The sequence below is a fragment of the Nocardia sp. NPDC058176 genome (assembly GCF_042883805.1).
Taxonomy (GTDB): domain Bacteria; phylum Actinomycetota; class Actinomycetes; order Mycobacteriales; family Mycobacteriaceae; genus Nocardia.
The window spans coordinates 137,545-161,819 of the sequence record NZ_JBHVVA010000004.1 but is presented as its reverse complement, the minus strand read 5'-3'; the positions used below and the strand labels follow the sequence as shown (position 1 = coordinate 161,819).

Genomic DNA, 24,275 nt, shown 5'->3' with positions numbered 1-24,275 from the left:
GCGGCACCGGCTGTTTTTCACGTCCCAACCTGGACGTTCGATCAGGTTTACTGCCACCAGCGTTCGAGGACCATGGCGACACCGTGGTCGACGTTGCTCCCGGTGACCTCGTCGGCGGCATCGCGGGCCTCCTGATGGGCGTTGCCCATCGCGACGCCGTGCCCCGCCATCGTCAGCATCGGCACATCGTTGGGCATGTCGCCGAACGCGACGATCGAGTTCCCCTCGACGCCGATCCGCCGCGCCACCTCGGCCAGCCCGGACGCCTTGGTCACCCCAGGAACGGCCACCTCGATCAGCCCGTTCTCGGTCGAGTAGGTGATCTCGGCACGGTCGCCGACCAGCGGCGCGAGCGCGGCGCGCATGGCCGAGCTGCGGGCCGAACGCAGGCGGATCAGCATCTTGATCGCGGGCGAGGCGATGACCTCGGCGTGCGAGACCACGGTGTCGTCGGGGTTGAGCCAGGCGTGTTCGTAGGTCGGCGAGCTGACGAACTGCGGCGTCGCCGCGTCGTGCGCGCTGGCGCCGACCCGCTCGGTGGCCAGCCCGCACCCGGGTAGCGCGTGTTCGGCGATCTCGGCCAGCCAGGCCAGGGTCTCCACGTCGAGGGTGTGGCTCGACAGCACCCGGTCGGTGGCGCTGTCGTAGATGACCGCGCCGTTGCCGCACACCGCCAGCGGGGCGTAGCCGAGTTCGCTGACGACCGGATCGATCCAGCGCGGCGGCCTGCCGGTGGCGAGCACGAAGGTGGCACCGTCGGCGACGAGCGCGCCGATGGCGGCCTTGGTGCGGGGCGAGACCTTCTCCGAGTCGTCGATCAGCGTGCCGTCGACATCGGTGGCCACCAGGCTCGGTTTCGGGTGCAGGGGCGTCATCCGTTCCATCCTGCCGCAAGTCGCCACGCGGGGACCGCGGTCTGTCCTTATGATCAGGGCTTCATTACCCGATTCCAGAGGGGACTGATGACCGGCTTCCTGTTGCGGCGCGCGCTGAATTACGTCGTGCTCCTGCTGCTGGCTTCATTCCTGACGTTCAGTCTGGCCTCGCTCACCTTCCGCCCGCTCGACAGTCTCGAGCAGCGCAATCCGCGCCCGCCGCAGTCGGTGATCGATGCCAAGGCCGAGCAACTGCATCTCGACGAGCCGATCCCTCAGCGCTATCTCACCTGGTTGGGCGGGGTTGTGCAAGGCGATTTCGGGACCACGCTGGCCGGGCAGCCGGTGAGCGAGGAACTGGGCAGGCGGGTGGCGGTGAGTCTGCGGCTGCTGATTCTCGGCTCGATCATCGGCACGGTGCTCGGGGTGCTGATCGGCGCGGCCGGGGCGATCCGGCAATACAAATTCAGTGACTATTTCTCGACGGTGATCTCACTGCTGATCCTGTCGACCCCGGTGTTCCTGCTGGCGACCCTGTTGAAATACGGTGCGCTACAGGTCAATACGGCCACCGGTGTGCAGATCTTCCTCTATACCGGCGAGACCTCGGCCACCCAGGTGCACGGTTTGTGGAACCAGCTCGTCGACCGCGTCCAGCATCTCGTGCTGCCGACGCTCACGCTGGCCCTCGGCGCCATGGCCGGCTACAGCCGCTACCAGCGCAACGCCATGCTCGACGTGCTGCAGAGCGATTTCATCCGCACCGCCCGCGCCAAGGGCCTCACCCGCAATCGCGCCCTCTACAAACACGGCCTGCGCACCGCGCTCATCCCCATGGCCACCCTGTTCGCCTACAGTCTCGGCGGGCTGATCACCGGTGCGACCTTCACCGAGAAGATCTTCGGCTGGCACGGCGTCGGTGAGTGGCTGGTGGATTCGATCAATGCCCAGGACCTCTACGTCGTGGTGACGGTGACGGCGTTCGCCGGGCTGGTGGTGTTGATCTCGGGCCTGCTCGCCGACATCGCGCTGGCGCTGCTCGATCCCAGGGTGCGTGTGTCGTGACCGAAACCCAGCTGATCGTCGTCGGCGCGCCGGAGGTCGCCGCGGCCGGGCGCCGCAAGCTGGTGTGGCGGCGGTTCCTGCGCAACAAGCCCGCCGTGGTCGGCGCGGTGATCCTGGGGCTGCTCGTGGTGGTCAGTTTCGCGCTGCCGCCCCTGCTGCCGTGGGACTACCAGCAGATGGACTACACCGCGCTGCTGCAGCCGCCGAGCCTCGAGCATCCGTTCGGCACCACCCAGATCGGTCAGGATGTGCTGGCCCAGACCCTGCGCGGCCTGCAGAAATCGCTGGTCATCGGCTTCTGCGTGGCGCTGTTCTCCAGCGTGATCGCGGCGACCGCGGGCGCGCTGGCCGGACTGCTCGGCGGCTGGACCGACCGGGCCGTGATGTGGCTGGTCGACCTGCTGCTGGTGGTGCCCAGCTTCATCATCATCGCGCTGTTCGCCCCGCGCATGAAGGGTTCCGGGTCGATCGTGGTCCTGATCGTGCTGCTCAGTGTGTTCGGCTGGATGATCGCCGCGCGCATCGTGCGTGGACTCACCATGAGCCTGCGCGATCGCGAATTCGTCCGGGCCGCACGGTATATGGGCGCGCCGACGCACAAGATCATCCTCAGCCACATCGTGCCGAACATCGCCTCCATCCTGATCATCGACACCACCCTGGCCGTCGGCGCGGCGATCAGCGCCGAAACCGGTTTGAGCTTCCTCGGTTTCGGCGTGCAGCCACCGGATGTGTCGCTGGGTTCGCTGATCGCGGCCGGGACCAAATCAGCGCTCACCTATCCCTGGCTGTTCCTGTTCGCGGGTGGTCTGCTGATCACGATCGTGTTGTGCGCCAATCTCGTCGGTGACGGGTTGCGCGACGCGTTCGACCCCGGTGCGCGTGGCGCGCGGAAGTCACGTAAAGAGGTGTCGGAGAAGAAGGACAAGGCGCAGGTGGAGCTGAAGAAGGCCGAGAAGCGATGACGACGTCGACGGCGCCGCTGCTCGAGGTCACCGACCTGCGGGTCTCGTTCCCCGGTGAGGAGGGGCGGGTCGAGGCGGTGCGCGGGGTGAATTACACCGTGGCCGACGGCGAAGTACTCGCCATCGTCGGCGAGTCCGGCTCGGGCAAGTCGGTGTCCTCGCTGGCGGTGATCGGGCTGCTGCCCGAGCAGGCGCGCGTGCACGGCTCGATCCGGTTGCGCGGCCGCGAACTGCTCGGCCTCGGCGACAAGCAGATGTCGAAGCTGCGCGGTTCCTCGATCAGCATGGTCTTCCAGGACCCGCTCTCGGCGCTGACCCCGGTCTACCGGGTGGGCGACCAGATCGCCGAGGCGCTGCTCGCGCACGGCTCGATGAGCCGCAAGGAAGCCGGCGAACGCGCGATCGACCTGCTCGAGCTGGTCGGGATCACCGACGCCGCGGTCAGGGCGCGGTCCTTCCCGCACGAATTCTCCGGCGGCATGCGCCAGCGCGTGGTGATCGCGATGGCCATCGCCAACGACCCGGCCCTGATCATCTGCGACGAGCCGACCACCGCGCTCGACGTGACCGTGCAGGCCCAGATCCTCGACCTGCTGCGCGAGGCGCGCGACATCACCGGCGCCGGGGTCGTCATGATCACCCACGACATGGGCATCGCGGCCACCGTGGCCAATCGGGTGGCGGTGATGTACGCGGGCCGGATCGTCGAAACCGCGCCCGTCACCGAGCTTTTCACCGCACCCCGGATGCCCTACACGGTTGGGCTGCTCGGTTCGATCCCGCGGATGGACGGCCCGGCGCGCGCCCCGCTGATCCCGATCGTCGGTGCCCCACCGGCCATGCACGCGTTGCCGGACGGCTGCTCGTTCGCGCCGCGCTGCCCGATCTCGATCGACGACTGCGCCGTCGCCGAACCGCCGCTGGAGAAGCTCGGTCCCGGCCATTCGGCGGCCTGCATCCGCACCGCCGAGGTCGGCACGACACAGCTGTTCGAGGCCTACCGTCAGGAGATCACGGCCCCGCCGCACGCCGATCCCCCCGACGAAGACGTGGTGCTGCGCGTGACCGACCTGGTGAAGGTCTTCCCGATCACCTCCGGCGTGCTGCTGCGCAGGCGCACCGGCGAGGTCCGCGCGGTCGACGGCATCAGTTTCAGCGTGCGCGCCGGGCGCACCCTGGCGCTGGTCGGCGAATCGGGTTCGGGCAAGTCGACGACGCTGTCGCAGATCATGGATCTGGCGCGGCCGCAGTCGGGCAGCATCGAGGTGCTCGGCACCGATGTCGCCGCGCTGACCAAGGCCAGGATCCGCGAGATCCGCCGCAAGATGCAGATCGTCTTCCAGGACCCCAGCGCCTCGCTCGACCCGCGCCTGCCGATCTTCGACGTGCTGGCCGAGCCACTGCGCATCGACGGCCGCCCGCGCGCGGAGGTCAACCGGCGGGTGCCCGAACTGCTGGAACAGGTGGGCCTGCGTCCCGAGCACGCCGACCGCTACCCGTCGGACTTCTCCGGCGGCCAGAAGCAGCGCATCAGCATCGCGCGAGCGCTGGCGCTGGACCCGCAACTGCTCGTGCTCGACGAACCGGTGTCGTCGCTGGACGTCTCGATCCAGGCCGGTGTGCTGAATCTGCTGCGTGACCTGCAGGCCGAGCGCGGACTGTCGTACCTGTTCGTCTCGCACGACCTGTCGGTGGTGCGCAATCTCGCCCACGACATCGCGGTGATGCTGCGGGGCAAGATCGTCGAATCCGGCCCGGCGGAGCGGATTTTCGCCGATCCTCGGCACGAGTACACCCGCTCGCTGATCGCGGCCGTCCCAGAACCCGCGGTCAGCGGCTGAGAATCCAGGAGATGCCATGAGATCCCGACGCCTGCGCGCCCGCGGTACGAGGCTGCGGTGTGCCGCCGTGGTGGTGGCCGCCGGGATGATCGTGGCGGCCTGTGGATCCGGTACGGAGTCGGCCGAGGGGCTCAGCGACGCGATCGGCACCACCAGCGACATCAATCCCCAGGACCGGTCCGCCCTGCGCGAGGGCGGCAACCTGCGCCTGGCCATCACCAACTACCCGCCGAACTGGAACACGCTGTCCAACGACGGCAACGAGGGTGACATCGGCGAGATCGCCTGGGCGATGATGCCGCGCGCGTTCGTGGTCGACGCCGCGGGCGAGCTCACCGTCAACACCGACTTCTTCAGCTCGGTGGAGCTCACCGGCACCGACCCGATGAGGGTGACGTACACGGTCGATCCGGACGCGGTGTGGTCGGACGGTTCGCCCATCACCTGGGAGGACATCGCCGCGCAGGCCAACGCGCTCAGCGGCCGGGACAAGGCGTATCTGATCGCGATCACCAACGGTTTCGAGTTCGTGGAGACCGTGGAGCGCGGGGTCGACGACCGCCAGGCCGTCCTCACCTTCAGCACGCCCTACGCCGACTGGCGCGGCCAGTTCGCGGGCAACAGCATGCTGTATCCGAAATCGGTGACCAGCACGCCCGAGTCGTTCAACACCGGGCTGGTCGACGCGCCCGGCCTCACCGCCGGACCGTTCATCGTCACCGCCACCGACCGCGCCCAGGGCCGAATCACCCTGGGCCGCAACCCGAACTGGTGGGGCGAGACGCCGGTCCTCGACACCATCACCTACAGCGCCCTCGACAGTTCGTCCTGGGTGCAGGCCCTGCAGAACAACGAGATCGACCTCGTGCGCCTGAACTCGATCGACGAGGTGAAGACCGTGCGCGGCACCGAGGGCCTGGTCGTGCGCCGCGCGCCGGGTAATCGCTGGCGCCACATCACCTTCAACGGCGCGCCGGGCTCGATCCTGGCCGATGCGGGTGTCCGCGTGGCGATTTCAAAGGCGATCGATCGCCAGGGCATCGTCACCGCGTTGCAGAACGGCTTGGTCGAGAACCCGCAGCCGCTGAACAACCACATCTTCCTGCAGGGCCAGCAGGGCTACCAGGACAACAGCCTCGGCTTCGATCCAGAGGCCGCCGCGCGCGAACTCGACGAGCTCGGCTGGGTCCGCAACGGTGACGTCCGGGAGAAGGACGGCCGCAGGCTCGTCATCCGCGACGTGATGTACAACGACCCCACCTGGGTCCAGATCGCCCAGATCATCCAGCAGAACCTGGCCGCGATCGGCGTGGGCCTCACCATCGACACCAAGCCCGCCGCCGGCTTCTTCACCGACGTCATCCAGCCCGGTGACTTCGACGCCGCCCAGTTCATCTTCCAGGGCGACCCGTTCCCCCTCAGCAGCATCCGCCAGGTCTACTACTACGACCCCGACGACCTGCAGGCCAACTTCGGCCGCATCGGCTCCCCCGAACTCAACGCCCTCATCGAACGCACCCTCACCGAACTCGACCCGGACAAGGTCGTCGAACTGGCCAACGAGGTCGACCGCAAGGTCTTCGAAGAAGGCCACTCCCTGCCCCTCATGCAGTCCGACGGCAGCGTCGGCGCCCGCACCACCCTCGCCAACATCGGTTCGCCGGGGTTGGCGAGCTATGACTACACGAAGATCGGATTCCTGAAATGAGTGCTCCCGTTCGGCCGCGTCGGGCCGGTTTCCGTGTCGCGGCACCAGTTCTCGCTGTCGCGCTGGTGCTCGGGGCGTGTGGATCGGAGACGCAGGTGCAGTCCGGCGTCAACGAGATCGGGGCGACCAACGACATCAACCCGCGTGACCGCGACGACCTGCGCGACGGCGGCAACCTGCGGCTGGCGCTGACCTCGTTCCCCGCGACCTTCAACAGCAGTCACGTCGATTCCGACGGCGAGGTCAGCGACATCGTCAGCTGGACGCTGCCCGGCACGATCAACGCCGACGCCGCCGGCGAGCTCACCGTCGACACCGACTACTTCACCGAGGTCGAGCTCACCGGCACCGATCCCCAGCAGATCACCTACACGATCAACCCGCAGGCGGTCTGGTCCGACGGTTCGCCGATCACGTGGGAGGACCTGGCTTCCCAGGCCAACGCGCTGAGCGGTCGCGACAACGCGTTCAAGATCGCGGCGAGCCAGGGCTACAGCAGGCTGGAGAAGGTCGAACGCGGGGTCGACGACCGGCAGGCGATCGTGACCTTCGCCCAGCACTACGCGGAGTGGAAGGGCCTGTTCAATCCGCTCTACCCGCGGCTGAGCACCGCGACCCCCGAGTCGTTCGACACGGCGTTCCGCAACGAGATGCCGCTGTCGTCGGGTCCGTTCCTGCTCACCTCGATCGATCGCGCCCAGCAGCGGGTGGTGCTCGGCCGCAACCCGAAGTGGTGGGGCGAGACCCCCAAACTCGACACCGTCACCTTCAGCGTGCTCGACAACGCGGCGCGATTGAGCGCCCTGCAGAACAACGAACTCGACGCCACCGCCCTCAACGGCATCGAAGAAGTCACCACCGCGACGAACACCGCCGGTATCGCGGTCCGGCGCGCACCGGCGAACCGGTTCTCGCACTTCACCTTCAACGGCGCGCCCGGCTCGATCCTGGCCGACCCGAAGCTGCGGGTCGCCATCTCCAAGGGCATCGACCGGCAGGCGATCGCCACCGCGACCCAGCAGGGCGTGGTCGCCGACCCGAAGCCGTTGAACAATCACCTCTACCTCGTCGGCCAGAAGGGCTACCGGGACAACGCCGAATCGGTGTCCTACGACCCCGAAGCCGCCGCCCGGATGCTCGACGAGCTGGGCTGGAAGCTCAACGGCGACGTCCGCGAGAAGGACGGCCGCAAGCTCGAGATCCGCGATGTCATGTACCAGGCCGACACCTGGACGCAGATGGCGCAGATCGCCCAGCAGAACCTGGCCCAGATCGGCGTGAAACTGATCATCGAGACCTACCCCGGCAACGGCCTGTTCACCGACGTGATCGACCCGGGCAACTTCGACATCGCCCAGTTCGTCTGGGCCAAGAGCATCTTCCCCCTCGGCGCGCTGCCCCAGATCTACGCCTACGACCCGGAGAACCCGCTGAGCAACAAGGGCCGCATCGGCTCGCCCGAGCTCAACGCGCTGATCGAGGAGATCATCTCCGAACTCGATCCGGAACGCGCGATCGAGCTGGCGAACGAAGCCGACCGGATCATCTTCGAGTCGGGCTTCTCCCTGCCCATCGTGCAGTCCGCGGGTACGGTCGCGACCAGGGCGAATCTCGCGAACTACGGGGCGCCCGGGCTGGCTTCCTACGACTACACGAAGGTCGGTTTCGTCGAGTAGGCGTCAACGAGCAAAAAGGAGCGGGAACTATGCGGATTCGTTCGGTGACCACCCGGTTGGCGGTCCCACTCGTCATCGTCGGCTTGCTCGCCGCCGGATGCGCCACCGGCGACGACATCCCCGCGGAGGGCGAGGCCACGCTCGGCACCTCCAACGACATCAACCCCAGGGATGTCAGCGAGCTGCGCGACGGTGGCAATCTGCGCCTGGCGCTCAGCGCGCTGCCGCAGAACTGGAATGCCCTGCACACCGACGGAAACGATGCCGACCTGGGTGCGCTGATGAAGGCGACGATGCCCCGCGCGTTCACCACCGACGCGGCGGCGAACCTGTCGGTCAACACCGACTACTTCACCGATGTCGAGCTGACCGGAACCGACCCGCAGCAGGTCACCTACACGATCAATCCGGAAGCGGTCTGGTCCGACGGCACGCCGATCTCCTGGGAGGACATCCAGTCCCAGGCCGCCGCGCTCAGTGGCGCCGACACGGCGTTCCTGATCGCCAACAACAGCGGCTTCGATCGGGTCGAGAAGGTCGAGCGCGGGGTCGACGACAAACAGGCCGTCATCACCTTCGATCAGCATTACGCCGATTGGCGTGGCCAGTTCGCGGGCAACTCGTTCCTGTTCCCGAAGTCGGTGACCGCGACCGCGGAGGCGTTCAACGGCAGTCTCGTCGACGCGGCCGGTCCGTCCGCCGGACCGTTCATCGTCGAGTCGGTCGACCGGGCACAGGGTCGCGTCGTCCTGGCTCGCAGCCCGCACTGGTGGGGCGACACTCCCAAGCTCGACACCATCACCTTCAGCGTGCTCGACGCGGCCGCGATGCTGCCCGCCCTGCAGAACAACGAGATCGACGCCGTCGGCCTGGCCGATCGCGACGAACTCAAGACCGCGCGCAACACCCCCGGCATCGCGATCCGCCGCGCGCCCGGTGCCAGCTGGTCACATCTGACGTTCAACGGCGCGCCCGGTTCCATCCTGGCCGATCAGGGTGTCCGCGTGGCGATCTCGAAGGCGATCGACCGCCAGGGCATCGCCAACGCCCTGCAGAACGGCATGGTCCAAGAGCCGAAACCGCTGAACAACCACATCTATCTGAGTGGGCAGAAGGGCTACCAGGACAACAGCCTCGGGTTCGATCCGACCGCCGCGGCCGCCGAACTCGACGCGCTGGGCTGGACGCTCAACGGTGACGTACGCGAGAAGGACGGGCAGCGGCTGGAGATCCGCGATGTCATGCCGGTCCAGGACCAGTGGGTGCAGATCGGCCAGATCATCCAGCAGAACCTCGCCCAGATCGGCGTGAAGCTGATCATCGAGACCAAGCCCGGCCAGGGCTTCTTCACCGAGCACATCATGCCGGGCAACTTCGATGTCGGGCAGTGGAGCTGGGTGGGCGATCCGTTCCCGCTCAGCAGCCTCACCCAGATCTACGGCTACAACCCCGATGACCTGCAGGGCAACTACGGACGGATCGGCTCACCGGAGCTCAATGCCCTGATCGAGCAGACAATCTCCGAGCTGGACCCCGACCGGGCGATCGAATTGGCGAACGATGTCGACCGCAAGGTCTTCGAGGAGGGTCATTCTCTTCCGCTGATGCAGTCGCCCGGCAACATCGCCGCTCGCGACACCCTCGCGAACTTCGGCGCGCCTGGCCTGGCCTCCTACGACTACACCAAGATCGGGTTCCTGAAGTGAGCCTCCCGCAGTGAGTTCCGGGCCGGCGCGTGCGCTCACGTATCCGCTGCTGGTCACGAGCGGCACCCTTGTCGTCATCGCGGCGTGGGTGCCGTTCGCGGATCTGGATCAGTTGAGTGGGCTGGCCGTGGTGGCGTTGGCGGTACTCGCCTATAGCGCTTGGCAATTGGGGGTGGCGGTTGGTGTGTTGCCGAGTGGGTTGCGGGCGGTGGGGGTGGTGCGGGGCCGGCGGGTTCGGCAGCAGCATCGGCTGGTGAGCCGGTCGTGGTTGGAGATCTCGAGTGGGGATCGGGTGGTGTGGTTGCCGGTGTTCTACGCGCCGGAGTTGTCCACGTTCGTCCCCAGTGAAGTCGAGCTGACGGGTTCGGCGATCCGTTCCGGGGAGGTCCGGTTCTTCCCCTCGGGGCGGGTGCGCAACACCGAACCGCCGGGCAAGCTCATCGACAATCCCACCCGCCCTGCCGACCCGCCCGCGTACGGCCTGGGTCGCCGCCTGATTCTCGACCTCCAGTTCGCGATCGGCGCCCCGCTCGCCGGTCTGCTCTGGGTCTATGTCATGGACGGCGGTCTCGGCGCCTTCGTCGCCGCCACCACGGTCGCCGCCGCCACCTTCACCTGGCTCTCCGCCATCCGGGGCTCCGACCCCAGCTGAGCTGGACATTCGATCACCAGGCTCTGGTGGCGTTCGCCTCTCGGGCGTTGCTCGCACCAGAGCCTGGTGATCAGCTGTCCAAGTTGGAGGGAACTGGTCTGACCACTTGACCTCTTACCTGTTCGGTGTCAGAGTGGGGATATGGCGTGGACTCCTGTGGTGAAGCGGTCGGTTTCCGGTGATGTGTTCGAGCAGATCGCCGCCGAGGTGCTGGGTGGGGAGCTGGCGGCGGGGAGCACGTTGCCGAGTGAGCGGCAGCTGGCGGAGGCGTTGGGGGTTTCGCGGCCCGCGGTGCGGGAGGCGTTGCAGCGGCTGGCGGCGGCGGGGCTCGTTTCGGTGCGGCAGGGGGAAGCGACCACCGTGCTCGACTATCGGCGCAGCGCGGGGCTCGAGGTGCTGCCTCGGCTGCTGCTTCGCGGTGACACGATCGATCCGGCCGTCGCCCGCAGCATTCTCGAGGCGCGGCTGCACAACGGTCCGAAGATCGCCGAGCTGGCCGCGGCGCGAGTGCGGCGGACCCGGTCGCGCGGCGACCTGACTACCGGTCCAGCCACCGCCGGGGCGACCAGCGGCGCGAACGCCACCAGCGCGAACACCGGCCCGGCGGCCATCGGCGCCGCGCTCGGCGGGGAGGGAACTCGCCGGCCGGAGGTAGACGTGGACCGCGGCTTGGTTCTGCTGAACGAGTCCGTGGATTCGCTTGTCGCCGAGACAGATCCGCTCGCTCAGCAGAAGATCGCGCTCGAGTTCTGGGATCACGTCCTCGAGCTCGCCGATTCGATCGCGTTCCGGCTGATGTATTCCATGCTGCGCGCCGCCTACGAACCAGCCTTGGCGGCGCTGGCGCCGATCATGTCCGCCGAGGTGGGCAATGGGGACGCCTATCGAGACCTGGCCGCCGCGATCGACGCGGGCGAGCCGGACCGGGCCGCCGAATCCGCCCGGGCACTGCTCGGACCGGCGACCACCGCTCTCATCCACGCCCTCGACGGGGCGTGAACTCACCCGAGGAACCGCAATGACGAATGACCGTCGGCCGACAACGACGTCGCGCGACACCACCGATGCGGCCCCGCCGCGCAGCGCCGCCCTCCCGGCGCCACACTCCCGACCCGACGTCTCCGCGAAACGGCGAGCCGATTCCTCCCGCGCCGTTCGTCGCGGGCTCGGTCTGCCCGACGCTTTTCGGGAGTTCGTGCGCCATCCTTCGCCCTGGATGATCGCCGCCACTTTCGCCACCGCGCTCGCCGCGCGGATCGCCGTCGGCGACTGGCAACTCACCGACGCGCTGGTGCCACTGCTCATCCTCGCCGCGTTTCCGCTGGTGGAGTGGATCATTCACGTCACCGTGCTGCACTGGCGTCCCCGCCACCTCGGCCCACTCACCGTCGACAGCGAACTCGCGCGCAAGCATCGCGCGCATCATGTCGACCCGCGTGACATCCCGCTGATCTTCATCCCACCGAAGTCGCTCGCACTCACCATCGCCGCCCTGGTCGCCATCGGGCTGCTCGCCTTCCCCCGCCTCGGCCTCGGCTTGACCTTCCTGCTCACCATCGGCACCCTCGGCCTGCTCTACGAGTGGACGCACTACCTGATCCACACCGACTACAAGCCGAAACATGCTCTCTACCGGGCTGTTTGGCGCAACCATCGCCACCACCACTACAAGAACGAGCACTACTGGTTCACGGTGACCACCTCCGGCACCGCCGACCGCCTCCTCGGCACCGCCCCCGACCCGGCCACCACCCCGACCTCCCCCACCGCCCGCAATCTGCACGCGAGCTCCTAACCGATCTACCCCATCACGAGGCCGGCCCGCTGTTCAGCGGGCCGGTCTCACTCGTTTCGCCAGCTCCCGCACAAGATCGGAGCAACCACTTGACACAATACCCTAGGGGGGTATGGTAAGAATCAACACGGACACGAGGAGAGCATTCATGAGCACCACCACTGTCACCGTCACCGGCATGACCTGCGGTTGCTGCATCAACAAGGTGCGCGACAAGGTCGGCGCGCTGCCCGGCGTCACCGGCGTCGATGTCGATCTGGCCGAGGGCACGGTGACCATCGCGGGCACCGCACCCGAGCGCACCGTCCTCGCCTCGGCCGTCACCGCGGCCGGTTTCCAGCTCGCCGACTGACACCAGGAACGGAGCATCCCGATGAACGCGACAGGCAAATTCGCCGGATTCACGCTCGGCCTCGTGGCGGTCTTCGGGATCGCTCTCGGCGTCGGCGCCCTGATCGGACCCGAGCCCGCCGAACCGGCCGCGCACGACGAGCACGAGGCCGCGGCGCCCGCGACCGAGCTGCCCGGTGGGCTCATGGCCACCGACCAGGGCTACACACTGGCGCTGGATCAGCCGAACACCGAGGCCGCGGCGCAGGTGAGCACCAGCTTCCGCATTCTCGACCGGACCGGCGCGCCGGTCACCCAGTACGTCAACAGCCACGACAAGGACCTGCACCTGATCGTGGTCCGGCGCGACATGGCCGCCTTCCAGCACGTACATCCGGTGCTGGACGAGGCCGGGACCTGGACGGTTCCGCTGAACCTGAGCCGGGCCGGTGACTACCGGGTCTACGCCGACTTCACCCCGGCGGGCGGGTCGAATCTGACCCTGGGCGCCGATCTGCGGGTCGCGGGTGACTACGACGTGCAGGCACTACCCGCTCCCGCACCGACCGCAAAGGTCGACGGGTACACGGTCACCCTCGACGGCACGGTCACCCCGGGAACAGCATCGCAGGTCAGCCTCTCGGTGAGCCGCGACGGCAAGCCGGTCACCGATCTGCAGCCCTACCTCGGCGCCTACGGTCACCTGGTCGCCCTGCGGGCCGCCGACCTCGCCTACCTGCACGTTCACCCCGAGGGTTCGCCTGGCGACGGGGTCACCGCGCCCGGTCCCGGCATCGACTTCGTGGTGAACGCGCCGAGCGCGGGCGACTACCGGCTGTTCCTCGACTTCCAGCACGAAGGCGTGGTGCGCACCGCCGAGTTCACCCTGCGGGTGGCCCAGCCGGATGCCACCGGTGTGACCGGTCCGGCGCCGACGAACGCACCGGACGACCACGGCACGCCCGGTCACGGTCACTGAGACCCGACCCCGAGCACACCCCCGCAACCTCTCAGCAAGAATCGATATCAGGAAACGATCGGAGCAGCCCATGACCACCGCGACACACAAACCCGGCACCGGCCAGGTCGAACTGGTGATCGGTGGCATGACCTGCGCTTCCTGCGCGAACCGGATCGAGAAGAAGCTCAACAAGCTCGACGGGGTCACCGCCACGGTCAACTACGCGACCGAGAAGGCCAGGGTCGATGTCACCGGCGACGTCTCCCCCGAGGAGCTCATCGCCACCGTCGAGCAGGCCGGCTACACCGCGGCAGTCCCCGCGCCGAAGGTCGAGGCGGCCCCCGCCGAAGAACCCGACCCCACCGCCGCCCTGCGCACCCGGCTGCTGGTCTCGCTGGTGCTCACCGTCCCGGTGATCGCGATGGCGATGATCCCGGCGCTGCAGTTCACCAACTGGCAGTGGCTCTCGCTGACGCTGGCCGCGCCGGTCGTGGTCTGGGGCGCGCTGCCCTTCCACAAGGCGGCGTGGACGAACCTGAAGCACGGCACCGCCACCATGGACACGCTGGTGTCGATGGGTACGCTGGCCGCGCTCAGCTGGTCGGTGTACGCCCTGTTCTGGGGCACCGCGGGCACGCCGGGGATGACGCACCCGTTCGAATTCACCATCGCGCGGATGGACGGCACCGGCAACATCTACCTCGAAGCCGCGGCGGGTGTCACTACCTTCATCCTGGCCGGGCGCTACTTCGAGGCACGGTCGAAGCGACGGGCAGGCGCCGCGTTGCAGGCACTGCTGGAGCTGGGCGCCAAGGAAGTCGCGGTGTTGCGCGACGGTGTCGAGACCCGGATTCCGGTGGAGCAGTTGGCCGTCGGGGACGAGTTCCTCGTGCGGCCGGGCGAGAAGATCGCCACCGACGGTGTGGTGAGTGAGGGCACCTCGGCGGTCGACGCCTCCATGCTGACCGGTGAATCCGTGCCGGTCGAGGTCGGCGCGGGCGACAGCGTGACCGGCGCGACGGTGAACGTCGGCGGACGACTCCTGGTGCGCGCCACCAGAATCGGTTCCGACACCCAGCTCGCGCAGATGGCGCAGCTGGTCGAAGACGCGCAGACCGGCAAGGCGCAGGCCCAGCGGCTGGCCGACCGGATCTCCGGCATCTTCGTCCCGATCGTGATCGCGCTGGCCGTGGCCACCCTCGGCTTCTGGCTCGGCACCGGTGGCGCGGTCGCGGCGGCGTTCACCGCGGCCGTCGCGGTCCTGATCATCGCCTGCCCGTGCGCCCTCGGCCTGGCCACCCCGACCGCGCTGATGGTCGGCACCGGTCGCGGCGCCCAGCTCGGCATCCTGATCAAGGGCCCCGAGGTGCTGGAATCCACCCGCAAGGTCGACACCATCGTGCTGGACAAGACCGGCACCGTCACCACCGGCAAGATGACCCTGCTCGACGTGCTGCCCGCCGAGGGCGAGCTGGGCCGCCGGGTGCTGGAACTGGCCGGGGCGCTGGAACATTCGTCGGAGCACCCGATCGCGCAGGCGATCGCCAAGGGCGCGCAGGACGAGTTCGGGACGCTGCTGCCGGTGGAGGGCTTCGCCAATGTCGAGGGTCTCGGTGTGCAGGGCGTGGTGGACGGTCACGCGGTGATCGTGGGCCGCGCCCGGCTGCTGGCCGACTGGTCGCAGCCGCTGCCCGAGAGCCTGGAAACCGCGATGGCGGAAGCGGAGTCGGCGGGAAAGACCGCGGTCGCCGTGGGCTGGGACGGCAAGGCGCGCGGTGTGCTCGTCGTCGCCGACGCCGTGAAACCGACCTCGGCCCCGGCGATCTCGCAGTTCCGCGAGCTCGGCCTGACCCCGATCCTGCTCACCGGTGACAATGCCCGCGCGGCCCGCACCATCGGCGACGAGGTCGGGATCACCGAGGTCATCGCCGAGGTGCTGCCACAGGACAAGGTCGACACGGTCAAGCGGCTGCAGGCCGAGGGCAAGGTCGTCGCCATGGTCGGCGACGGCGTCAACGACGCGGCCGCCCTGGCCCAGGCCGATCTCGGCCTGTCCATGGGCACCGGCACCGATGTCGCCATCGAGGCCAGCGACCTGACCCTGGTTCGTGGCGACCTGCGCGCCGCCGCCGACGCCATCCGCCTGTCGCGACGCACCCTGGCCACCATCAAGGGCAACCTGTTCTGGGCCTTCGCCTACAACGTGGCCGCCATCCCGCTGGCCATGGCGGGCCTGCTCAACCCGATGCTGGCCGGCGCCGCCATGGCGTTCAGCTCGGTGTTCGTGGTGAGCAACAGCCTGCGGCTGCGCCGGTTCAAGTCGACGGCGCAGTAGGGATCGCGATCACATCGGGGCCGCACCGATTCGGTGCGGCCCCGTTCGCGTTCATGGCGTGACGATCGGGAACGCCGGGTCGAAATCGTCGAGCAGCCCGGCCAGCGTGGTGAGCGCCTCGGCATCGCCGTCGAGGGTGATCTGCTGTCCCGCAGCCAGTTTCGTCGCCACCTCCGGCTTCATCAGTACTGCCACCAGAAACGCTTTCGGTCCGGAGACCGTGAGCTGCGCGTCCGCGGACTTACCGCGCCGGGCGTTGAGTACCCCGCGACGAATCCACATCGTCCACTGCTCGCCGAGGTCGGTGAAGTCGAAATCGATGCGCAGGTCGACATCGGCGGCCCGTTCGCCGATCACGTGTACCGAGACGAAATCGAAGAGGATGTCGATCGGCATCGCCAGAATGGTGTCCTCACTGGCCGTCACGTACGACGGCGACGACGCTCCTTCGCGCAATTCCATTGCGGCAGTGAGGAAGATGCCGCGCCACTGCGGACCCTCGGCCTGGTATCCCAGCTGCTCGTAGGCATCGGCCTGCAGATCCTTGGCCCGCTGATTGTCCGGCTGCGCGAAGACGAGTTCGTGCAGGATCTGGGCCGCCCAGCGGTAGTCCGCCGCGGCGATCGCGCGTTCACCTTCGGCGAGAATCTTGTCGGCACCGGCGAATTCGACGAAACGTCGCGCGGCCTCGACCGGCGGATGCGGGTGCAGCGACACCGGATCGCCGTCCCACATCCCGAGTTCCTTGGTGTACACGGCGCGCACATCGTGGTGCAGGGTGCCGTGATAGCCGCGGTTGGCCCAGTTGCGGCGCAGTTCCTCGGGCAGCTCGATCACCTCGGCGGCTTCGAGCGGGGTGTAGCCCTTGTTGGCCAGGCGCAATGCCTGATCGTGGATGTATTTGTAGGTGTCGCGCTGGGATTCGAGGAATCCGGTGACATTGTCGTTGCCCCACACCGGCCAGGTGTGCGGACCGTAGTGCACCTCGACCTCGTCGCCCCAGCGCTCGAGGGACTCGTCGAGATAGCGGGCGAAATTGCGGGCATCGCGAGTACGGGCGCCACGCAACGTCTGGATGTTGTGCAGGGTGTGGTTGGCGTTCTCCGCACAGGTGAGTGCCTTCAGCTGCGGAATCCAGATGTGCATTTCCTCGGGCGCCTCGGTGTCGGGGGCGTAGAGGAATTCCATTTCGATTCCGGCGATCTCGCGTTTGGTGCCGGTCTCGGTGATCAGCTCGGTCGGCGAGATGTAGGAAACCACCGGACCTCTCGTCAGGGAGATGCCGATCCCGCACGTGACGAATCCCCGCGGTCCCGGCGGCAGCAGCGCACCGAAGGCATAGGAGCTGCGCCGGATCATCGCGTTGCCCGCGACGACGTTCTCGCCGATGGCGAACTTGTCGAACTGATGGCCCGGCGCGATGATCGGCACCTTGCCCGAGGCCACGTCCTCGACCGACACCACACCCTTCACGCCGCCGTAGTGGTCGGCGTGGGTGTGGGTATAGATCACCGCGGCGACCGGCTTGTCGGTGACGTGCTCGCGCAGCAGCTTCATCGCCTGCGCGGCGGACTCGACCCCGGCCATGCAGTCGATGACGATGATGCCGTCCTCGCCCTCGACGATCGTCAGATTCGCGATGTCGTTGTTGCGGACCTGGTAGATGCCCTTGGTGATCTCGAACAGGCCACCCACCGTGATCAGCTGCGACTGCCGCCACAGGCTCGGGTTCACCGAATCGGGGGTCGGCGGGTCACCAGCGAGGTAGTCGAAACCCGAGGGATCGAACACGACCTTCGAGGGGTCGGCGTCGGAGTACACCGGGCCGGGCAGCTCTGCGATCAGGCCCTGGCGCGCGGTGGTGAAATCCGCGCGATCGTCCATGTCGTAGAGCCTGGTCGCCGCCCGGTTGACCGCGGTGGTCTGCTCGGTCGGGTCCTTCGGGTGCTGCCCCATGACGACGCTCCTCGGCTCGGAATCGGCTGCCGACACCCAGCCTGTCCGCACCGAGGAACTCGCGGATCACCCGTCGCGGGTGAACTCAGAACAGGGACTGCTGGTCGGCCGAGATGAAGAAGCCGCGGCCGGCGACCTCGCAGCGCATGCCCTGTTCGGTGGAGGTGCAGGCGGTGCCGAGGATGCTGATGGTGTCGCCGTAGTTCAGCACCTTGCCGCCGCCCTTGCTGCCGCCGTCGACCGATTCGCCGACGAAGATGCCCTGGCTGGTGCACAGGAACTCCGCCGTGCCGCCGGCGACGTGCACCGCGACCTTGCGGTCGGGCGCGTCGGTGCAGTCGGGCAGCTGGGCCGGGATGACATTGGTGCGGGCGAGCTGGCAGCCGACGCCGAGGGACAGCTCGGTGAGGATGCCGCACATGATGTTGCCGGTCGGCGACTGGAAGTAGAAGTTGTCGCCCTGCTGCTGGTAGGGGCGGGGGTCGACGAGTTTGTCGCCGCGAGCGGGCACGACGGCCGGCGACTGGCCGGGCGGGACCGCCGTCACCGAGACCTCCGGGTTACCGGGTTCCGGGTCACCGGGCTCCTGAGTACCGGGCTCCTGAGCACCGGGTTCCGGCATGGTCGTCGAGCCCGGTGCGGACAGCTCGGTGCGTGGCTGGGTCACGGTGCCCGAGTCGCAGGCGGCCAGGCCCCCGGTCAGCACGATCAGTGCGGCGATCACTATCGCTGATTTCATGAATCTCTTCCCCTCGATGTCGCCCCGACTCTTCGAGGGACAATCGATGGCAGGAACGAATTCGTTTCCTTTGCTTACTAAACCGTGACCTTCGCGAGGTGAGCCGTGGCCGCAGTTCCGTACGTCTGGTACGCCGCGTACGGCTCCAACATGCACGCAGCGCGATTCGACTTCTACCGCCGCGGCGGGACTCCGCCGGGCACCTCGCACACCTATCCGGGATTCCGCGACCCCACGCCACCCGCGGCGATCACCGCCCTCACGCTGCGGGGAAGTCTGTATTTCGCCTGGCAGAGTCCGGTCTGGACCGGGGGTGTCGCCTTCTACGCTGACCGTCCGGCCGCAAGCCGGCCGACCGGCGTCGCGGCGCGCGGGTACCTGCTGACCGTCGACCAGTTCGCCGATCTGCAGGCCCAGGAGATGTACCGCGAACCCGGCGGCGACCTCGACCTGGCGCGGGTGCTCGCCGAGGGCACGGTGACGCTCGGTGCGGGGCGCTACGAGACCTTGGTGCACGCGGGCACTGAGGACGGTGTGCCCGTCCTGACTTTCACCGCTCCATGGGCGCCGGAAACCGTGGCGCCGCAACGACCTTCGGCGCGCTACCTCTCCATGGTCGGCGCGGGTCTGCGTGAATCCCACGGCTGGGACACCGATCGCATCGTCGAGTATCTGCGGGTGTGTCCCGGGGTTGTCGACCGGTGGGAAGTACCCGACCTGCGGGCATTGCTGAAGACATGACGAGAAATGCCCGGCACGACAAATTGTCGACCGGGCTTTTGTTGAGCGGATGACGAGATTCGAACTCGCGACCCTCACCTTGGCAAGGTGATGCGCTACCACTGCGCTACATCCGCGTGCACATCGAGGCCGTTCCGGGATCGCCGGGACTTCGTCGTGCGAGAAGAAACTTTAGCGCCTGACCCCCCGAAACACGAAATCCGGGTCGGACCGGCCCCTGCGAGCAGCCGCGTTTTTCGTTCCCGACAAACGATGTGGGTGTGCTCCCCTTACAACCGCCCTCCGACTTCCGACGCGGCGAAGGCGGCGCGGTGGTCGGCGGCCCACTCGGCGTAGGTGCGTGGGGGGCGGCCGAGGACCGCGGCGATGTCGGCGGAGAGCAGTTCGTTGTGGCCGTCGCGGATGAAGGTCTGGCCGATCAGGGCGCCTTCGATGAACGCGGGGGGCAGGCCGGCGGCGGTCATGAAGGCGCGGGCGTCGGTGGGGGCGATGTCGGTGACCTCGATCGGGCGGCCGAGGACGGCGGACAGGTCGGCGGCCTGCTCGCGGCCGGTCTGGAGGGTGGGGCCGGTCAGGGTGTAGGTCCGGCCGTGGTGGGCCGGGTCGCGCAGGGCCGCGGCGGCGACCTCGGCGATGTCGCGGGGGTCGACCACGGCCTGCCTGCCGTCGCCGGTGAGGTTGGGGACCGGGTGGCCGGTGCGCAGCGGCTCGATCCAGCTGAAGGTGTTGGACGCGAAAGTGTTGGGGCGCAGGATCGTCCACTCCAGGCCGGAATCGCGGACGGCTTGCTCGCCCGGCACGTGCCAGGTGCCGGGACCGGCCAGGCGGGGGTCGCCGGTGCCGATGGCGGACAGTTTCACCACCCGGCGGACACCGGCGGCCCGGGCGGCCGCGACCAGTGCGGCGTCGGTGCCGGTGCCGTCCGGGCCGGGGACGCCGTTGAGGAACGCGGCCTCGATGCCCGTCATCGCGGCGGCGAAGGTGGCGGGCTCGCGGTAGTCGACCCGGACCACCTCGACGCCGGGCGGGAACGACGCACTCCCGGGAGCGCGAGTGCTCGCCCGGACGGGGATGCCGTCGGCCACGAGGTGGTGGAGGAGGGTGGAACCGATGGTGCCTGTCGCACCGGTGATCAGGATCATGCGATGAGCATGGCCGCTCCCCTGCCTGCGAATATAGGAGAAATCGGCACGGACAAGCCGGGCTCGGGCGCCTACTGTCGAGCGGGTGCGCACGCAGTATCTGACCTCGGCCGAGATCGAGACCCCGGTTCCGACGCCGGACTCGCTACGGCCCTGGCTCACCGAACTGACCAGTACCGGGGCGATCGACGACCCGGACCAGCCGTTCGCGCAGCCACCCGTCGCGACGACCACGATCGTGCTCCGCACCGACCTGACCGGCCGACGCGAGACGCTGGTCGTCGGCGCGCGAACCAAGGCCGTGTACTCGGTGCCCGAGGAGCCCGCGGGCTGCGTGCGCCTGCGGCTGGCGCCCGGGACGACCCGTCAGCTGCTCGGCATCGCGGCGGGCGAGCTCACCGACCGCGCGGTGCGACTCGCCGAATTGCCCGGCCCGCTCGCCACTTTCGCGGGCGACCTCACCGACCTGCCAGCCGACGATGCCCTCACCTACCTGGAAGATGTGCTGCCACAGCGGGTTTCCGAGTCGGACACCGATCGCGCGCACCGGATCGTGCTGCGCGAGGCGATCTCGGTCCTGACCGCCGACACCGCACCCGCCATCCCCGATCTCGCGGCCCGGCTCGCCGTCAGCGAGCGCCAGCTCCGCACCCTGTTCAACATCGGAATCGGCGTCTCCCCCAAGCATTTCGCCCGCATCGACCGGGTCCGCCGCGTCCTCGCCTACGCGGGCAACACCCCGTGGTCCCACCTCGCCGCCGACACCGGCTACTACGACCAGTCCCACCTCACCGCCGACTTCCGCACCCTCATGGGCGTCCCACCGGCGGCCTACCTGCGCGGCCGACTACCGGCACCGACTCGCTGCCGAATGCCCCGCTGAAACACGCGCATCCCGCCGAGCGTCGACGCGCGGCATCACCGGCGCCTCGCCCGAGCAGGCGTCGGTGTGGTGAACCACTGGTCAGGCCCGACGGCTGCCTGCTGGTGCGGACGTCAGGCGTCCGGTTCCTGGGTTTTCTCGGCTTTGCGGGCGATGCGTTCGGCGGCTTCGGCGTCGTCGAGGGCGGTGGCCTCTTCCAGGGAGGGGGCGCTGCCGCCGAGGCGCTTGGGGACCCAGTAGGCGCCGGGCTCGTGGTGGTAGGACTCCTGCAGGTCGGCGAGGAGCTGCTGCATGGTGGTGCGGAGTTCGGCGGTGAGGTCGGCGGCGGGTTCGTAGGGCTTGATGGGGGCGCCGACGGCGATCGAGATGGGGGTGTTGGTGCGGCCGAGGCGCTTGGGGAAGCCCTTGGTCCATACGCGCTGGGCGCCCCAGATGACGATCGGGATGATCGGGACCTCGGCTTCGAGCGCCATGCGGGCCGCGCCGGACTTGAATTCCTTGATCTCGAAGCTGCGGCTGATGGTGGCCTCGGGGTAGACGCCGACGAGCTCGCCGTCGCGCAGGTACTTCACCGCCGACTTGTAGGAATCGGCGCCCGCGGTGCGGTCGACCGGAATGTGCTTGAGGACGCGCATGATCGGGCCGGAGATGTTGTTGTCGAACACCTCCTGTTTGGCCATGAACCTGATGTAGCGACCAGGGGTGCGCGCGGGCAGTCCCGCGTAGGTGAAGTCCATGTAGCCGGTGTGGTTGATCGCCACCACGGCACCACCGGAGGCGGGAATGTTCTCCGCGCCCTTGACGGTGAACTTCAGACCTTCGAGGAAGAAGACGGTTCGGGCCAGGCCGATGATCGACCGGTAGACGGGTTCCACAAGTTCGTTAGCGTAGTCGGCGCGACTCGGTTGCGGCAGGGGCCACCGCACCCGCGAGCCCGATGGGGAGGTTCGCGACCGATGTCGAGCCCGGTTACGACCCGCCATACCGCGCGCCGAGCCCCAGCGGAACCACCGGCAAACTTCTTGACCCGATCGATACCTCGACCGCCTGCCCGCTGACCTGCTCCGTGACACCGGCCACCCGATTTCCCGCCACACCAGCAACCCGTCAGCACCCACCCGACCGGCGACTCGGGCAAAGTAGGCAATGTCACCTCCGACGTGGGTGAAGAGCTACGATTCGAGCGGATACGTGGCGACTACCTGGCAGTTCACGTTCGGCTGAGCACTGCTCCGGGGGCACCAGAAAACGGACATATGCGATCGTTACGACCGCTGCGGGCTATTGCATCGGTGACGTAACGATTCAGCCACTACCCTGGTTGGCTGGTACTGGTAGGAGGAAACAGCTCGTGCAGATCACCAGCGTCGGACACGCAGGCTTCCACATCCGAACCACGGCCGGGACGATCCTGTGCGATCCATGGGTCAATCCCGCGTATTTCGCGTCGTGGTTCCCGTTCCCGGACAACACCCAGCTCGACTGGGAGTCGCTCGGCGATGTCGACTACCTGTACGTCTCCCACCTGCATCGCGACCACTTCGACGCCGCGCACCTGCGCAAGTACGTCAACAAGGACGCGACCATCCTGCTGCCCGACTACCCGGTGCCGGATCTGCGCCGTGAGCTCGAGGCGCTCGGCTTCACCAAGTTCTTCGAGACCCAGGACTCGGTCAAGCACACGGTGACCGGGCCCAAGGGCTCGCTCGACATCATGATCGTGGCCCTGCGCGCGCCCGCCGACGGTCCGATCGGCGACTCGGGCATCCTCGTCTCCGACGGCGAGACCACCTGCTTCAACATGAACGATGCCCGCCCGGTGGACATGGACATCATCCACGACGCCTTCGGTGACATCGATATCCATCTGCTGCAGTACTCGGGCGCCATCTGGTACCCGGCGGTCTACGACATCCCCGCCCGCACCAAGGCCAACTTCGGCAAGCAGAAGCGCCAGCGCGGCATGGACCGCGCGCGCTCCTACATCGAGCAGGTCGGCGCGACCTGGGTGGTGCCCTCGGCCGGTCCGCCGGTGTTCCTGGATGAGGAACTGCGCTACCTCAACGACGACCGCGGCGAGGAAGGCAACATCTTCCCCGACCAGATCGTGTTCCTCGAGCAGATGGAGATCCACGGCAACGAGGGCGGGATCCTGATGATCCCCGGTTCGGTCGCCGATGTGCGCGGCAAGGAACTCGACCTGGCCCACCCGTTCGATCCCGACCGGATCTACGGCGACAAGGCCGCCTACATCGCCGAGATGGCCGAGCGGTTCGCGCCGGTGCTGGCCGCCGAGAAGGCCTCGTGGGAGAACGGCGAGGGTTCGCTGCTCGAGCCGCTGCGCGAGCTGTTCGAACCGATCATGAAGCAGAGCGCGCTGATCAGCGACGGCATCGGCTACCCGGTCGGTCTGGTGATCGGCGAGGAGACCATCGTTCTGGACTTCCCGCACCGCACCGTGCGCGCGCCGCTCGAGAGCGAGGGCCGCTACCGCTACGGCTTCCGGATCGCCCCCGAGCTGGTGCGCACCGTGCTGCGCGACAACGAGCCGGACTGGGTGAACACCATCTTCCTGTCCACCCGCTTCCAGGCGTGGCGGATCGGCGGCTACAACGAGTTCCTCTACACCTTCTTCAAGTGCCTCACCGACGAGCGCATCGCCTACGCCGACGGCTGGTTCTCCGAGGCGCACGACGATTCCGCCGTCATCGACCTCGAGGGCTGGGAAGTGCAACGGCGCTGCCCGCACCTGAAGGCCGACCTGTCGAAATTCGGTGTGGTGGAAGGCAACAACCTCACCTGCAATCTGCACGGCTGGCAGTGGGATCTGGAATCGGGTCGCTGCAAGACGTCGAAGGGTCACGAGCTGCGGGCACGCAAGCTCTGAATCTCGGCGGAAGGGGCG

The 24,275-nt window shown here is 68.0% G+C and carries 20 protein-coding genes and 1 tRNA gene; 15 read left to right on the top strand and 6 right to left on the bottom strand.

The window, feature by feature from the left end:
* Positions 1-47 precede the first annotated feature (47 nt).
* Positions 48-875, bottom strand: a complete 828-nt coding sequence (locus ACFVVM_RS22095; protein ID WP_387621278.1) for an HAD family hydrolase — start codon at positions 873-875, stop codon at positions 48-50.
* Between the two features lie 87 nt (positions 876-962).
* On the opposite strand from ACFVVM_RS22095, the gene ACFVVM_RS22090 reads away from it, so the two are divergent.
* The 12 genes from ACFVVM_RS22090 to ACFVVM_RS22035 all read left to right on the top strand — a co-directional run bounded on the left by ACFVVM_RS22090 (position 963) and on the right by ACFVVM_RS22035 (position 15,909).
* On the top strand, positions 963-1,940 hold the full coding sequence (locus ACFVVM_RS22090) for an ABC transporter permease (protein WP_387621275.1): 978 nt from the start codon (positions 963-965) through the stop codon (positions 1,938-1,940).
* Positions 1,937-2,905 carry an ABC transporter permease gene (locus tag ACFVVM_RS22085; protein ID WP_387621272.1) on the top strand — a complete coding sequence of 323 codons (969 nt, stop codon included), beginning with the start codon at positions 1,937-1,939 and terminating at the stop codon, positions 2,903-2,905. The genes ACFVVM_RS22090 and ACFVVM_RS22085 overlap by 4 nt, the downstream gene beginning before the upstream one ends.
* Positions 2,902-4,746: an ABC transporter ATP-binding protein gene (locus ACFVVM_RS22080; protein ID WP_387621269.1), complete on the top strand. Its 1,845-nt coding sequence runs from the start codon at positions 2,902-2,904 to the stop codon at positions 4,744-4,746. Before ACFVVM_RS22085 ends, ACFVVM_RS22080 begins: the two co-directional genes overlap by 4 nt.
* A gap of 31 nt (positions 4,747-4,777) precedes the next feature.
* Positions 4,778-6,454: an ABC transporter family substrate-binding protein gene (locus ACFVVM_RS22075; RefSeq protein ID WP_387622309.1), complete on the top strand. Its 1,677-nt coding sequence runs from the start codon at positions 4,778-4,780 to the stop codon at positions 6,452-6,454.
* The gene (locus ACFVVM_RS22070; protein ID WP_387621267.1) at positions 6,451-8,130 is read left to right on the top strand and encodes an ABC transporter family substrate-binding protein; all 1,680 of its coding nucleotides are present in this window, start codon (positions 6,451-6,453) and stop codon (positions 8,128-8,130) included. Before ACFVVM_RS22075 ends, ACFVVM_RS22070 begins: the two co-directional genes overlap by 4 nt.
* A gap of 29 nt (positions 8,131-8,159) precedes the next feature.
* The gene (locus tag ACFVVM_RS22065) at positions 8,160-9,836 is read left to right on the top strand and encodes an ABC transporter family substrate-binding protein (RefSeq protein ID WP_387621265.1); all 1,677 of its coding nucleotides are present in this window, start codon (positions 8,160-8,162) and stop codon (positions 9,834-9,836) included.
* Between the two features lie 10 nt (positions 9,837-9,846).
* The gene (locus ACFVVM_RS22060; protein WP_387621262.1) at positions 9,847-10,488 is read left to right on the top strand and encodes a hypothetical protein; all 642 of its coding nucleotides are present in this window, start codon (positions 9,847-9,849) and stop codon (positions 10,486-10,488) included.
* 141 nt (positions 10,489-10,629) lie between these two features.
* Positions 10,630-11,487, top strand: coding sequence for a FadR/GntR family transcriptional regulator (locus tag ACFVVM_RS22055; RefSeq protein WP_387621259.1), 858 nt, complete (start codon positions 10,630-10,632; stop codon positions 11,485-11,487).
* Positions 11,488-11,506: 19 nt separating this feature from the next.
* Complete coding sequence (locus ACFVVM_RS22050) at positions 11,507-12,283, top strand: sterol desaturase family protein (protein WP_387621257.1); 777 nt, start codon at positions 11,507-11,509, stop codon at positions 12,281-12,283.
* Between the two features lie 148 nt (positions 12,284-12,431).
* Complete coding sequence (locus tag ACFVVM_RS22045; RefSeq protein WP_387621254.1) at positions 12,432-12,635, top strand: heavy-metal-associated domain-containing protein; 204 nt, start codon at positions 12,432-12,434, stop codon at positions 12,633-12,635.
* A 21-nt stretch (positions 12,636-12,656) separates the two neighbouring features.
* Complete coding sequence (locus ACFVVM_RS22040) at positions 12,657-13,592, top strand: hypothetical protein (RefSeq protein ID WP_387621252.1); 936 nt, start codon at positions 12,657-12,659, stop codon at positions 13,590-13,592.
* 70 nt (positions 13,593-13,662) lie between these two features.
* Positions 13,663-15,909, top strand: a complete 2,247-nt coding sequence (locus ACFVVM_RS22035) for a heavy metal translocating P-type ATPase (RefSeq protein ID WP_387621249.1) — start codon at positions 13,663-13,665, stop codon at positions 15,907-15,909.
* Between the two features lie 51 nt (positions 15,910-15,960).
* Here ACFVVM_RS22035 and ACFVVM_RS22030 read toward each other — a convergent pair whose 3' ends face one another.
* Positions 15,961-17,865 carry an alkyl/aryl-sulfatase gene (locus tag ACFVVM_RS22030; protein ID WP_387621247.1) on the bottom strand — a complete coding sequence of 635 codons (1,905 nt, stop codon included), beginning with the start codon at positions 17,863-17,865 and terminating at the stop codon, positions 15,961-15,963.
* Between the two features lie 85 nt (positions 17,866-17,950).
* On the bottom strand, positions 17,951-18,604 hold the full coding sequence (locus tag ACFVVM_RS22025) for a DUF6636 domain-containing protein (RefSeq protein WP_387621244.1): 654 nt from the start codon (positions 18,602-18,604) through the stop codon (positions 17,951-17,953).
* Between the two features lie 105 nt (positions 18,605-18,709).
* Between ACFVVM_RS22025 and ACFVVM_RS22020 the strand changes: the two genes are divergently transcribed.
* Positions 18,710-19,345 (top strand): histone deacetylase, encoded by a 636-nt coding sequence (locus tag ACFVVM_RS22020; protein WP_387621241.1) that lies wholly within the window; start codon positions 18,710-18,712, stop codon positions 19,343-19,345.
* Between the two features lie 44 nt (positions 19,346-19,389).
* Here the strand turns inward: ACFVVM_RS22020 and ACFVVM_RS22015 are convergent.
* Positions 19,390-19,461: transfer RNA gene (locus ACFVVM_RS22015), tRNA-Gly, on the bottom strand.
* Between the two features lie 153 nt (positions 19,462-19,614).
* On the bottom strand, positions 19,615-20,487 hold the full coding sequence (locus ACFVVM_RS22010) for an NAD(P)H-binding protein (RefSeq protein WP_387621240.1): 873 nt from the start codon (positions 20,485-20,487) through the stop codon (positions 19,615-19,617).
* Positions 20,488-20,572: 85 nt separating this feature from the next.
* Here ACFVVM_RS22010 and ACFVVM_RS22005 point away from each other — a divergent pair, with 85 nt between their 5' ends.
* On the top strand, positions 20,573-21,370 hold the full coding sequence (locus ACFVVM_RS22005; protein ID WP_387621238.1) for a helix-turn-helix domain-containing protein: 798 nt from the start codon (positions 20,573-20,575) through the stop codon (positions 21,368-21,370).
* Positions 21,371-21,483: 113 nt separating this feature from the next.
* On the opposite strand, the gene ACFVVM_RS22000 is transcribed toward ACFVVM_RS22005, so the two are convergent.
* Positions 21,484-22,245 (bottom strand): lysophospholipid acyltransferase family protein, encoded by a 762-nt coding sequence (locus ACFVVM_RS22000; protein WP_387621235.1) that lies wholly within the window; start codon positions 22,243-22,245, stop codon positions 21,484-21,486.
* Between the two features lie 476 nt (positions 22,246-22,721).
* On the opposite strand from ACFVVM_RS22000, the gene ACFVVM_RS21995 reads away from it, so the two are divergent.
* Entirely contained in the window at positions 22,722-24,257 is a 1,536-nt protein-coding gene (locus ACFVVM_RS21995) for a Rieske 2Fe-2S domain-containing protein (RefSeq protein WP_387621232.1), read from the top strand.
* The last annotated feature ends 18 nt before the right edge of the window (positions 24,258-24,275 follow it).